Here is a 10,853-nt window from a genome sequence, read left to right as displayed (position 1 = left end):
TCAACTCGCACCGCTTTTCTGGAAGGTCTCGGTTTGCACTTCCTGGGTGCGCCGGATCATGTACTTGACGGTCACCGTCAGGGTCGAATCCACTGCGCTCACTTCCAGGTTCAGGAGATCGATCAGGTCTCCCAGGTAGCGCTGCAGCGCTGCCTGCAGGGTGAATTGCAGCGCTGCAGCGAGTTCGGCGGACAGCGGCGCGAAGACCATCTGCATCAGACCGCTGCCGAAGTCGGGCCGGTTCACGCGCTCGCCCGGGTTGGTGAACAGCAACTCCTCGATCATGTCGCGGATGTGGTCTTTCATATCCGTGGCGGCGGTGCGGCCCCGGGAGTCGAAATGGAAGGGGAAGTCGATGTTCATGGCGTGCCTCAGGTGGCTCTCGGGTGGCTCTCAGGTAGCGGTTACCCGGGTCTGGGTGGCTGCGATGATGAGCGGGGTGCCCGACGGTGCGCACAGACCGACGCTCGACAGGATCACTAGGGGCTGGCCGTTCGACGTGACCCGCACGGTGCCGACAGTCCATTGCCCTGTGGCGCAGGGGCCGTTGCCGGAGGGCGGCGGCGGCAGGGCACAGCCGGTGACGGCGTAGGGCCCGGCGATCGTCACTGTCGGCTGGCCCATGACCAGGACGCGGGGGTTGGGTACGGTCGGCTGGGCCTGCCCGCCGTGGGAGCAGGTGACCGTCGCGCCGACATGGACCAGGAATCCGGGCATGCTGTTCTCCGCGTATTCGTCGGGTCACCGTCAAGTCACCACTAGGGCGCCGGCGTTCACCGTCACCGTCGGCCCAGTCATGACGATGCTCGCGCCCTTGCCGTTCTGGATGTAGATGCCGGTGTCGTTGACGATGATGGTTGCGCCGGTCGCGCTCTTCAGCATGATGCCGCCGGTGGGGCCGGGCAGATCGCTGATGACGACCGCGTTCTGGAGCGTCGTCTGGATGACGATGTTGGGGTCTCCCGGAACGCCAGCCAACGCCAGCGCCGGCACTTCGGCTGCGGTGCCCCACCAGCCGCCGCTCCACACTGGCCGGTCCGGGTCGCCTGCCTCGAACTGGATCCAGACGCCGGCGCCGACCTGGGGCACCATGAAGGTTCCCATCTGCTTGCCAGCGAGCGGCACGCAGGGCGTGGCCCAGGTGGACGGCGTGATGCCGCCGGCGTCGGGCACCGTCGCCATGATGCGCCCGAGCTGCATCGGGTCCACGTTGTTCATCACCGTGCCCCGGTAGATGCCAAAGTATTGCGGGCCGTCCCTCATTTCGCCCCTCCGTCCGCGTTACGGGCTCACCGACGAGACCGACGAGCCGGTGCCACCCCGGCTCAGGGTGAAGCTCTGCTTGTACTCGCCGCGCTTGATGCTGTGGCTAACGCTCTTGACGTAATACTTGCCGTCGTAATAATTGCCGGCGCCGCGTACCGCGGCGAGCTGGCGGGCCTTGAAAACGTGGCCGAAGCGCAGCACGTCGAGCGACCCGTTGGCGCTGATGGCGTCAACGGTCTGGAATTCCGAGGCCAGACCGGCGAGCGCGGCGCCGGCGGGGCTTTCGTTGGCCATCGGTTTCAACTGGACGCTGCGCAGCGGCGTTGGCGCATGGGCGGCGAGCGGCGCCTTCAGCAGATCGATGTTGGGCACCGGGATGGGGATGGGTATTTTGGTGATGGGCTCGATGATGGTGACCAGGTACTGGGTCGCCAGGGTGCCGTCGTAGGAAAAGCTGATCGAATCCAGATTGGTGCTGGCGTCCAGATTGATCGACAGCGCGGGCTGGGGACCGCCGAACAGCTTGCTCAGGTCGGGTCCCCAGTACGCCAGGCTCTTGCCGGGAGTCGGCCCCGGGTCCAGGTAAAAAACGGCGCCGTCGTTTTTTGCCAGGGTCGTGACGAAGCGGTAGTCGGTGCCCTGTTGCTTGATGAAGCGCTCGAGGGGATTCTCGAAAGTGGGGATGCTCGCCGGCAGCGCGAGTGGAGTGACGCCGAGGACGGCGTACTTGGCGAGAATCGCCTCGACGATGACGAAGTTGGGCAGCGCCGGGTAGGGGATGCCGGTCAGGTCGATGAAATCCATGAGCGCGGTCAGGTCGAGCCCGGTGATCGACAGGGTCGATTTCCCGGCGGCGCTGCTGGGAGCCAGTTCCTGCCGGGTGATGATGCCGTCCATCAGCACTTCGGTCGCGCCGTTGACGGTGACGGCAATGACGACCCGCTGGCGCGGATCGAACTTGCCGGCGTCGTGCATCTGGCGCACCAGAGAATTCTTGCCCAGGCTGAACTTCAGTTGGAACCCGCCTTGGGCACCCACGGTGGAACTGACCGAGACCTCCTGCAGCGCCTCGATCACGGGCTCGGGGACCGGGCTCGCGTTGAACCCGCCCATCAAGAGGGTGAGGTAAAAGCCCCGGTTCACATCGAGCTCCCGGTGACGCCTTCGGGCAGCGTGATGGCCACCGTTGCGCCCGGGGTCGCCGTCAGGTCGTCGGGGCGCATCGCCCGGTTGGCATCGCACAGACGCCAGAACAGCGTCGCATCGCCGAGGTATTGCCCGGCGAGCCGATCGAGCCGATCGTCCTGGACGACGGTGTGCTCCTGGATGACCTGGAAGCGCTCGGGCGGAGGAACGAAGCGGCGCAGCAGGTAGACGATGGGCTTTTCGCAGCCCGGCGGCGACAGCATCGAAGTCGGCAGTCCGAAATATCGGCTGTTGGGCGCGAACAGGTTGTTCTGCAGCGAAGTCTGCGCCAGCAGTGCCGCCACCGGGTCGTTGAAGAGGGGATCGCTCATGATATTCCGCTGATACCGAGTGCGCTAAAGGTGCCGCCCTGGAACTTGCCTGCCAGGTTTTCCTTCTGCCTCTGGTAGGCCATGTAAAGGCTGCCGCTCTTGTCAGAAAATTCGAGGTCGTCGATGGTGAGCACCCGAAGGCCCAGGCTGACCTTGGCACGCAGCGGATTCAACGCCGGGTCGAAGGCTTCCTCGGTGATCGAGAGTTCGGTGATGCGCACCGGCGCGATCCGGCTCGCGCTCCACACGAACAGGGTGAATGGCGCCAGCATGGGCATGATCTCGAGCACCCCCTGCTGCGCCAGGTTGAAATTGTTCTGGAGCGTGCTGCTCGCCGGATAGACGATGGTTTCAAGGGCGGCAAGATGGGGCGCGATGCCGAACTGCAGGGTCGTAGCATCCCCCGCCTCCAGTTGGTCGGTGGCGTCGATCTCGGCGTCGAGCTTGATCGTCTCCACCGGCGGGCCGGTCAGCCGCAGCGCCTCGGACCGGTCGCCGCCTTCCTCGGCGCCCTTGATCTTGAGCGTGCGGCTCAACGTGTCCGGGTTGTACTGGAGGACGATGATGCCGTTGGGCAACAAAGTGAACTGGTCCGGATCGAGCAGGACGATGCCGCCCTTCAGCACGCGGGGGGAACCGGGAAAGGCGCTCATTTTTTCTTCTTCTTCCCGGGGGAGTCGACGCCGGCGCCGACGGCATTGGGCAGATCCACGTTCACCAGGGCGTCGTTCCCATCCGGCTTGCCGCTGCCAGCGGTGATGGTTCCAACTCCCACTTTCAAGGTCTTGGCCTCGACTGCCGGTGCAGTGGCCGCATTGGCCGAGAAGTTCACCGCGGCGCGGAAGCGCTGGACGGTGTAGTTTTCGTTGAACTTGGGGCCGCCGCCGCCAAAGAAGCCGCTTTCCTGCATCATCTTCCTCGGTGGCGTGTTGCTTCCTCCAATAAGCATCCTGACGCTTGCGCTTCCGTCGTCCGCGTGGGCGCCCGGGCGCGCCTTGAAGGTGATCGCGGTATTGGCTTCCATCGTGCCGCCCAGGAAACCGACGGCGTCGCCCGGTTCGGTGCCGCCGTCCTTGATGTCCTTGCCGGCGGTGCGCAGGGTCATGTAGAAGCTCGCCTGGTTGTCTTTTCCCTGGCTGACGGTGAGCAGGCGCCACGTTTGTGTCTGGTCCTTGTCGTCCAGGGGCTTGAACAGCTTGGCTTCCGATGTCCTCGTCTTGTCGGCAGGAGTCGTCTTGGTCGTGCCGCCCCGGCTGGTAATCTTTTTGGCACTGGCGCCCTCGCCTTGGGTTCGCTCGACGTCGGTGCCGGTCGAAGTCGCTACATCCTGGCCTTGCGTCTTCTCAGTTTCGGTCGTTTTCGTGACCGACTCCGGATCGGCGTTCAGCTGAAGTTCTTCCTTTGACGGATCCTTGAATTTGTCGACGCCCTTGATTTCCGGGATGTCCGCGTCGGTGACCGAGATGCCGCCGGTAGTCGGCTCGGCGACCGGGGGGTCTTCTGCCGCCTGGGCGGAGCGCTCCGCGAAGTTTGCCGAGCGGATCGCGGCAAAGGCACCGAGGACGCCGGTGATCGCGCCGATTCCTCCGTAGATGCCGCCGGTGATGGCGCTGGCCTTGGCCGCATCTGCACTCGTTTCGCCGGCGGATGTCTGGCGCCGGGTGTAGTCGCTGTTCGGAGACGTGTCCGTGAATCGCTGGATCTGAAGTTGACCGCCCGCGGGCGCGTTGGCCTGTAGCTGCCGCGCTTCCGGAATTTCGTTGCGGGGCGCAGGTTCGGCAGCCTGCCGGCGAGCATCCTGCTCGAATGCATCGGCCGGATCGCTCACCGAAAGTCCGTCGGCGACCGCCGTTCCCGCCACCGGCCCCTGGGACTGCTGGACGACGTGGGTCAGTTCGTGGGCCATGAGGCGGTCGCCGGCGGCGGAACCGGGGGAGGGCTGGCCGCCGGCGAAGACGACGTGCGAACCTGCCGTGTAGGCATGGGCGCCGACGGCGCGGGCGGATTCCGCGGCGTGATCGTCAGCATGGACCCGCACCTGGCTGAAGTCGTAGCCGAACCGGGGCTCCATCGTTTCCCGGGTGGCTGAATCGAGTGGCGTTCCCGGCGATTCGACCACCGAGCGCACCCGCTCCGGCGCGTCGTGGTCAATCGCCGGACCAGCGGCGTCGCGCTGAATGCAGACGTGGCGGCCCAGAGTCGGCGAACGTTCGAACGCTCCGGTGCTGCCCCGGTTCGGAGTCGACTGACCTTGAGACTTGGTAAGCGATGCGCCCTGCTTGCTCATGGCATCTTTCCTTTCTTTGCCGCGCCGGCACCCGCGAGTGCCCCGTGCACTGAGTGGGCGATGGCCTGCCCCAAGCCATGGCCAGTGGCCGATCTGTTGCCGGTAGCTTGCAGCGGGGGCGCGTCGATCCTTGCAAGACGCCTGCCTGCCGCCAGTTCGGGGCCAAGACTGGACCTCGCCAGGAGCCGCGCCAGTTCGGACTCGACTGCGGCGCGCAGCCGCGCCGCCTCCGCTGCCCGGGATCCCGACGGCAGCGGCATGCTATCGAGCACCAGACGGTCGATATGGACGCGGATTTTCATGCGGCCCCCAGCTTTCCCTGACGCCTGAACTCAATCTCGTTCACGGTCCGGCCTAGTTTCTTCAGTTCGGCGCGGGAGGCGTCCAGCACCAGAGCCTGGGTCACCGGCGTTCCCGCGTGAGCGGCGGTGAAGGCAGCATTGAGCGCAATGCTGTGGATGTTGCCGCCGGTGAGGTTCAACTGGGCCAGGGCATCGAAATCGAGTCCGGAGGTCGGCGTCCTGGGTGGGAAAACCTTCTCCCACATGGACTTTCGTTCGGCATATGCCGGAAACGGGAAGGTGACGATGAATCGCAGCCGGCGCAGGAAGGCCTGGTCGAGGGCGCTTTTCAGGTTGGTCGCCAGGATGGCGAGGCCCCGGTAAGCTTCCATGCGCTGCAGCAGGTAGTTGATCTCGATATTGGCGTAGCGGTCGTGGCTGTCCTTGACTTCGCTGCGCTTGCCGAACAGGGCGTCGGCTTCATCGAAAAACAGGATTGCGCCGCCGTCCTCCGCCGCGTCGAACAGCCGGCGCAGGTTCTTTTCCGTCTCGCCGATGTACTTGCTTACCACTGCCGACAGGTCGATGCGGTAGAGGTTGAGCCGCAGTTCGCTGGCGATGACTTCGGCGGCCATGGTCTTGCCGGTTCCCGACTCGCCGGCAAAAAGCGCGCTGATTCCCAGTCCGCGGCTCATCCGATCGGCAAATCCCCAACTGCGATAGACCTGGCTGCGCGAGTCCACCTGGCCTGCAATCTGGTGCAACAGCGACGATTCCGCAGCGGGCAGCACGAGGTCATCCCAGCCCGCCTTGGGGATAAGCCGCTGGGCAAGCTGGTCGAGTCGCGGCCGGGTCACTTCGAGGCAGGCGTCCCACAGCCGCTCTGCCGGCGCTGCACTGCCTGCCCCTTCGTCTGCGGCGACCGTTTTGGCGATGCGACGGATGTCTTCGACGCCGAGCTTGAACTGTGACGCGAGCTGGGGGGCGATCGGGGGTGGCGGCGAACCGCTCTGTCCCAGGACCGGGCCGAGAACGGCAATCCACAGCGCTTCCTGTTCGTCGGTGTCGGGTTTGTCGACATCGACTACAAAGGAGTCACGCGCGGCCAACGGAACAGGTTCGGCCGCGTCGGCGAATGAGATGCCGCCGATTTCCGATAACAACCGGCCCAATTCAGCCGGCGTCCGGGGGCCGGCTTCGGTCCGAGGCGCATCGACGTAAAGCGCCAATGGCAGCATCACGCTTTCCCTCTGCCAGAGACGCTGCAGAGTTTCCAGTTCGTGTGCGTCCGCCGGAATGGCTTCCGCCGGCAGCCGATAGAGATGGACGCCCAGCCGGCGCGCCACCAGCGCCGCAATGAACGCTTTGCTGGCGCTGTCGCGGCCGGCTAGTTGCACCAGCGGGAACATCCCGGCCGGCGCCGCCGACTGCAGCCTATGAATGATGGCGTCCACCTGTGCGGCATACGAGGGCGGCAGGTTGTCGTCATCGGCTGCGGGGACGGCGCTCACCAGCATGGCGAGCCGGTCGTCCAGGTAATCCATGCCCTGGATGAAATGGACGATGCGCTCGTCGGCACGGATCGGGCTTACCGACAGAGGGTGGCTGCGGGACTGGTGGATCTCGATCAGGCGCCAGTAGCGCAAGGGATTCTGCGGAGACAGGGCGTCCCAGGCGGCATTGTCGAACAGTGCCAGGGCGAGCGCGAAAGTCGGGTAGGCGTGCCCCGTGTGGCCCTGAGCACGCTCGCAAAGGCCGGCGATGTCCGGGTCCAGTTCCATCGCCGTACAGAGCAGCAGGATTTCCCGTTCGAACTGGGAGAGCCCGAGCAGTGCCGACAACCGCATCAGCACCGGCGCGGGGTTGGTCTGGGCGGCGGCAGCGGCGTATTCCGCTTCGGCGCGCGCCAGGGCGTCGTCTCGGGCCGGCGCAGGCAGGGGCTGCGGCGCATGGGGGGCGCGCTCTTCGGGCGCCACGGCCCCGGGAGAGCGCCTTTGCCACCAGTGGGCGGGCCCAGTTCTGGGGGCCGGGGGTGGAGCAGGCAGTCCTGGCGCCGGATATTCCCTCGATTCACCTGGGTGCCGGCGACCGTGGTGTTCGAGCTTCATCTTTAGCCAGGCGAGCGCCGCAGCCAGGTAGCGCGAATTCACTTCCTGCCAGGTGGGAGCGGTGGCGGTGTTCATGTGATCGTTACCTGTTGCGTCGTATCGAACACCGGCGGCGACACCGAGTTGTCTACGAGCAGGCTGTCCACGCCGTCCACCCGCAGCCGCACAAAATAGCTGCCGGCCGTCAGGGTTACGGTGGCAGCGAGGCTGCCAGTCGCTGCCGCGACGTCGGCCAGCGCGACGTCCTGGTCGGAGACAAGGAAAGATGCGTGCTGGCCGGGCCACAGCCAGGGGCTGCACGAAATGGCAAAGGCGACGCTGCCGGCAGGGGCGCTCTTGGGTGTGACGACGATGGCAGGCGCAAGGGAAAAAGACAGGGCGTTGGTCGTTCGCCGGAAGCTCTCGCCGGGGCGCTGGACGGCGAAGGCGATCGAATACGTTCCCGCAGGCCAGGCGGCAGGCTGGCCGGGGGGGATGCGTACCGTGACTTTGGTCGAGGTGGAACCCGGCTGGGGCGCAAGTTCGACGGGCTGAGACCAGAGGGGGTGGTCAAAAATGACGCCGAGGAGGGTGCCGTCGAGGAGCGCGCCCGATAGCGTCAGCAGGTCGCCTAGGCGCGCGCTTGCCTGCTGGCCCGGCGGCTGGATCTGAGAGAGGGCCGGGAAGGGCGGCAGCAGATTGCCCTGGGAAATGGGGCCTTTGTCCTGGGGACCCCGGGTCAACACTGGTAAGGGCGTCTTCACCGGCTGGGTGCTGTCGATCAGCGCCACTGAAATTTCGTAGCCCACCGACAACCGGTACTGGGTGGCAAATCCGGTCCACAGCTTGGATATCTGCTCGATATCGAGGGGCTGGAGGGTGATGCGCACCCGCTCCACCTGCCGCTCCAGGTCGCTGCCGGGAAAGGCAAGGCGGATTTCGTCGGGACCCAGCAGCGCATGGTCGTAAAGCAGACTCATCGCCCGGCCCATCAGGTGATGGTCGAAGGGCTGGCTGTTGTCGTTTTCGCGGCCGAACACGGTGACGAGGTAGTGGAGGTTGATCGCCAGCGGAGGCACCCCCGTCTCGCCGGGTTTCACCAGACCCGGCACATCCATGTTGCGCCAGGCAGCATTGGGCAGGATCTGGTAAAGGAAAAGATTAAGCTGGTTGCTGGTGATCGTTCCCCGCGCCTTGTCCGGCGGCAGCCCGGTGATGGCGGTATCCGCCAGGTCCGGGTCGGCGTGGATGCCGTTGCCCAGGATCGCCTCCAGGGTCGCAGTCGTTGCCGCGATGGCGAGGGCATTGCTCATGATCTGCCCGGTCCCGTTGACGCACTCCGCCGCTGGCGCAGGTACTCGTCAAGCGTCATGACCGCCGGCCTTGCCGCTTCCTTGCGGCTGGACGGCCGGGATTCGGCGCCGCGGATTTCGATCCGGCCGATGCTGACCTCGACCACCGTCTCGCTCGCGGGCACAGGCTGTTTGGCGCCGTGGTGCGGCGCGCGTTCGTCCTTCGGCTGGTTCCGCTGCCCTGCGACCGATGCCGCGATCCGGGCCAGGAGTTCGGCAGGCAGTGCCGGGGCGGTCAGCGTCACCGGCGCATTGGCCAGACCCCGCGGCGAGGGCGGCGCGCGCAGGGTGTCCGCGACGTTTCCGGGAGCGGCGGCAGAATCCGGCCTGCGCGCAGCGGAAGGGGGGAGGCTGACCGCGCTTTCAGTCAGGCGGGGTCGCAATGCCGAATCCGGCGGGCGATCCCCGTCGGCAGCATCGGGCTCAAGGCGACGGGGCGCCAGGAACCGGGGCGGAGCGGCCGGTTCGTGTCTGACCGGGACTGGCGTCTGTGCCTCGACCTGCGCTGGCGGGCGGCAGGCCTCGAAGTCCTCCTGTGGCCGCTGTGGAATCGCTTCGTGCGTGGGTGCCGTGCTCGGGACATCGGAACCTTGGCGCGCCACCGCGATCCGGGACGCGGGGGCATCGAAATCCTCTGCCGGGCCGGAATCGATTGCCGGCAGGCTCGGGGCGGAGGTGACCAGCGGTTCGAACAGCCCTGGCAGCCTCGGCCGGATCGATTCAGGCGGAACCGCCAGGCTGCGTTCCGCCAGCCGGGAGAAGAAGTCGCTCATGCGTTCCCCCTCATGATCCGGCCAACTCCAGGTAGACCTGCCGGCGCGCCGGGCTCAACTCCAGGATGTCGCGCTCGGACCAGCCGTAGGCGCGGGCAAGGACATGAACTTCCCGCAGTATGCGGCAGGCCCAGGCCTCGATTTCGCTCCAGAAGAACGGAACGATATCGAACGGTGCCTGCCAGTGGTATCCGCAAGTCGGGCAGCCCAGGTCCACACGCATGTCCGCCAGGGGATCGGCTTTTGCCAAGGCTTCTGCCGCTGCGGCAACGACTTCCGGCGGCAGGTGGTCCGCTCCGATCGGGTCGCCGTTTATCGAAGCGCTCACCAGGCTGCGAGCAAACAAGTGTGAGCGCCGAGCCTCGGCGTCGGAATCAAGGGAGAGCGCGGCCACGTCGACGCTGTTCGGCGGACGCAGGCAGAGATCGTAGCAAGCAAACGAAATCCCGATTTCGGTCTGCGGTGGCTCATTCCGCCACGGCGCAAAGTGCGATGCTGCGTCGAAGGAGAACTCGACCTGCTCGCCACATGCCGGACACGTTGCACGGCTGGCAAGGGTGGCGCCGAAAATCCAGGCGCGCAGGGCAAGCAGACGCGAATCGCGCTCGCCGATGGGCAACGCTGCCAGGGAATCGGAAGCCGCCTCAGGGCTCGCCGCAGCAAGCAACACCAAGGCCCGGTCCACCGGACCCCGGGACAGCCCGTCCTCCCACGCGCACAGCAACTCGGCGGCCGACAGGGGGCGCATGGCGGATCATCCGGCGGCCGGGTTCGAGAAGCTCGGTTCGGTGGGCTCAGGGACCGACTGGTCCCGCTCCCAACCTTCGTTTTCGAGCTTGATGTGCTGGATGGCTACCGCGTTGGCATTGGCGTCGAGGTCGGGCAGCGCCTGATACTCGGACACCCAGCAACGATAAACCTTGTACGCCAGCGCCAGTTGACCCGCCTCGTTGTACACCTCAATGGTGATGTCCTTGCGGAAATTCTGGAGCGAGACTTCAGCGCCGAGGCCGGCGCCGATCTGCCAGACCTTGTTGGCCCACTGCTCGAAGGCCACGTCATGGGTGACCCCGCGCTCCAGAGTGATGGCATCGAACTCGGTTCGTCCCGGGGACTTGCGGCTGCTCGACGGATCGCCTCCTTCGCGGTGCTTGACCACTTCGGTGGTGCGCTTCAGGAGGCCGACCTTGCTGACGCCGGCGACATAGCGGCCGTCCCAGCGCACGCGGAATTTGAAATTCTTGTACGGATCGAAGCGCTGAGCGTTTACGGTGAATTGAGCCATGAGCG

General features: G+C 66.0%; 12 protein-coding genes. All 12 read right to left on the bottom strand.

The genetic code is table 11. The annotated features are described in order from the left end of the window. The 12 genes from OKW30_RS09140 to OKW30_RS09085 all read right to left on the bottom strand — a co-directional run bounded on the left by OKW30_RS09140 (position 1) and on the right by OKW30_RS09085 (position 10,848). Positions 1 to 363: a GPW/gp25 family protein gene (locus tag OKW30_RS09140; RefSeq protein WP_184074158.1), complete on the bottom strand. Its 363-nt coding sequence runs from the start codon at positions 361 to 363 to the stop codon at positions 1 to 3. 30 nt (positions 364 to 393) lie between these two features. Further along, on the bottom strand, positions 394 to 717 hold the full coding sequence (locus tag OKW30_RS09135) for a hypothetical protein (protein ID WP_429346556.1): 324 nt from the start codon (positions 715 to 717) through the stop codon (positions 394 to 396). Positions 718 to 747: 30 nt separating this feature from the next. Beyond that, positions 748 to 1,263, bottom strand: coding sequence for a phage baseplate assembly protein V (locus tag OKW30_RS09130; protein ID WP_175197592.1), 516 nt, complete (start codon positions 1,261 to 1,263; stop codon positions 748 to 750). A gap of 18 nt (positions 1,264 to 1,281) precedes the next feature. Beyond that, positions 1,282 to 2,409 carry a hypothetical protein gene (locus OKW30_RS09125; RefSeq protein ID WP_184074162.1) on the bottom strand — a complete coding sequence of 376 codons (1,128 nt, stop codon included), beginning with the start codon at positions 2,407 to 2,409 and terminating at the stop codon, positions 1,282 to 1,284. Continuing rightward, positions 2,406 to 2,783, bottom strand: a complete 378-nt coding sequence (locus tag OKW30_RS09120; protein WP_184074178.1) for a LysM domain-containing protein — start codon at positions 2,781 to 2,783, stop codon at positions 2,406 to 2,408. Before OKW30_RS09120 ends, OKW30_RS09125 begins: the two co-directional genes overlap by 4 nt. Next, positions 2,780 to 3,436 (bottom strand): hypothetical protein, encoded by a 657-nt coding sequence (locus tag OKW30_RS09115; protein ID WP_429346555.1) that lies wholly within the window; start codon positions 3,434 to 3,436, stop codon positions 2,780 to 2,782. Before OKW30_RS09115 ends, OKW30_RS09120 begins: the two co-directional genes overlap by 4 nt. Further along, a complete protein-coding gene (locus OKW30_RS09110; RefSeq protein WP_429346554.1) occupies positions 3,433 to 5,070 on the bottom strand; it encodes a DUF4157 domain-containing protein in 1,638 nt (545 codons plus the stop codon). The genes OKW30_RS09115 and OKW30_RS09110 overlap by 4 nt, the downstream gene beginning before the upstream one ends. A 298-nt stretch (positions 5,071 to 5,368) precedes the next feature. Beyond that, a complete protein-coding gene (locus OKW30_RS09105) occupies positions 5,369 to 7,534 on the bottom strand; it encodes an ATP-binding protein (RefSeq protein WP_429346553.1) in 2,166 nt (721 codons plus the stop codon). Further along, entirely contained in the window at positions 7,531 to 8,751 is a 1,221-nt protein-coding gene (locus OKW30_RS09100; protein ID WP_184074188.1) for a DUF4255 domain-containing protein, read from the bottom strand. Before OKW30_RS09100 ends, OKW30_RS09105 begins: the two co-directional genes overlap by 4 nt. Next, positions 8,748 to 9,563 (bottom strand): hypothetical protein, encoded by an 816-nt coding sequence (locus OKW30_RS09095; protein ID WP_184074190.1) that lies wholly within the window; start codon positions 9,561 to 9,563, stop codon positions 8,748 to 8,750. The genes OKW30_RS09100 and OKW30_RS09095 overlap by 4 nt, the downstream gene beginning before the upstream one ends. A gap of 10 nt (positions 9,564 to 9,573) precedes the next feature. Further along, positions 9,574 to 10,311, bottom strand: a complete 738-nt coding sequence (locus OKW30_RS09090) for a phage baseplate protein (protein ID WP_184074192.1) — start codon at positions 10,309 to 10,311, stop codon at positions 9,574 to 9,576. A gap of 6 nt (positions 10,312 to 10,317) precedes the next feature. Then, a complete protein-coding gene (locus OKW30_RS09085) occupies positions 10,318 to 10,848 on the bottom strand; it encodes a phage tail protein (RefSeq protein ID WP_184074194.1) in 531 nt (176 codons plus the stop codon). Positions 10,849 to 10,853 lie beyond the last annotated feature (5 nt).

The organism is Paraburkholderia sp. Clong3 (genome assembly GCF_050436485.1).
Classification (GTDB): domain Bacteria; phylum Pseudomonadota; class Gammaproteobacteria; order Burkholderiales; family Burkholderiaceae; genus Paraburkholderia; species Paraburkholderia tuberum.
The sequence above is the reverse complement of the archived record's forward strand: the minus strand, read 5'-3'. Positions and strand labels throughout refer to the sequence as shown.